This window comes from Stieleria sp. (assembly GCF_041595215.1).
GTDB classification, from domain to species: Bacteria; Planctomycetota; Planctomycetia; order Pirellulales; family Pirellulaceae; genus Stieleria; species Stieleria magnilauensis.
Map to the genome: position 1 here is coordinate 1 of NZ_JBFHKV010001465.1, position 1,622 is coordinate 1,622.

General features: G+C 59.6%; 1 protein-coding gene. It reads right to left on the minus strand.

Annotation, left to right across the window (positions count from 1 at the left end):
• On the minus strand, positions 1–1,622 hold a 1,622-nt coding region (locus tag ABX749_RS32140; protein ID WP_372899632.1), incomplete at both ends, for a hypothetical protein.

Consider the following 1,622-nt stretch of genomic DNA (forward strand, 5'->3'; position numbering starts at 1 on the left):
TTGGTTCGCGTAAGTTCCGCCGGCCTTGAGCGTGGTGTCGTGAATCAATTCGTGCAGCAATAGATCGCCGAGATCGAAAACGTTGTCGGTCGAAAGGTAGATGCGATCGGTCCATGATTCGCCGCCGGCAGTTGCGGCACCCACGTTCTTGACGTCGAACAACAAGGGGACTTCATCGCCGAAATCGAATTCGGTGGCGACCGTCGGCAGAACGCCGCCGACCAACATCAGATCCGGCAACGCCCAATGCAAGTTGCCGGACCATCGGTCGTCGTTGGGTTCTCCGTTGATCTCGTCTCCGTCTTGATTCATCGGGTTGCCGACCCAGTCGAACACATTCGGACCAATGGTGAGCGAGTAGTCTCCGTCGGTGTATTGATTCATCACCGGGCGGACAACGAATCGAGCGTTCGATGCGTCCAGCGGCACGATCGATTCGACCGCGACCGAAGTGTCGGCCGGTCCGACGAGTGCGATGTCATCGGCGGACAACGAATCGCGTTCAATCGGCTCACTGAATTCAATGACGAAAAACGGTCCATCGGGATCAACGGCACTGTCCGAGACAGTGACCGAGAGGACTGCGGCGCCGCTGGAAAACCCGGTCACAAATTCCAGCGAAGTAGGCGACAGTTCTGGCGAAAGGATTTGGCTGCCGAAATCGAGGCCCGCGTAACGGGGTGAACCGCTGCGTGAGCCGTACGTCATCACGACGTAGCTGTCACCGGGTTGTGGGGCGTAGTCGTTGACGCGGTTGGTTCGGAGGATGCCGTCGAGCGTCGCGGTTCCGGTGATTTCGAGCACGTCGTGCTGCTCGATCGACGTCAATCCGCCGATGTCGAAGTTCAATTGTCCGCCGCTGAGCAGCGACAACGAACCGTCCACGATCAGATGTTCTTGGGGATCAACGATTCCGCCGACAATGACGTCTGCTCGCACCAGACCGTTGCCGGTGAGAACCGAATCCGATTCGAGTGTGAACTTGCCGACCAGAATTCCGGCTTCGCCCGCCGTCACGTGGATTCCGCCGAGCGATGCGCCCGACGTGTCGTTGCTGCCCAGATCGACGGTTCCGCCGTAGCGAGAAAGCACGCTGGAAAAACGGTTCGAGCCGGTCAGCGTTCCGGAAGAATGGTCGATGAACGATTGCAGACCGCCCAGATCGATCAGACTGCCGATGCCTTCGCCAAGCAGTTCGATCCGCCGCTGGGATGCGTTGCCGACATCGGGGTCTTCGATGGTCTGCACGCTGGACAAATCAACGACTGCGCCCGACAACGCTTCGATGAAGACGCGAGAGTTGTAATCGTCACCGTTTTGGATCGACGTCACCGCCGGTAGATCGAGGCGACTGCCAAACCCTTCGGCGCGCAGCGTCGCGCTTTGATTCGGCGCCGTCGTCTCGTGTTTGATCGACGTGACCGCGGGCAACGAAAGCGTCATGCCATCGCTTGCGATCAGCGTTGCCGAGTCGACGTTGACCAATCGTGGTGCGACGGCGGTGCCGCCGCCCTGGACGAAGAGCGATCCGGCGGAAAGATCTGTCAGCGTGGGTAGCGATGCAGCGTGTCCGTCGATCTGAATGGCGGTGCCCGCGGCAGAGGCGAGAGATGCGAATGAAA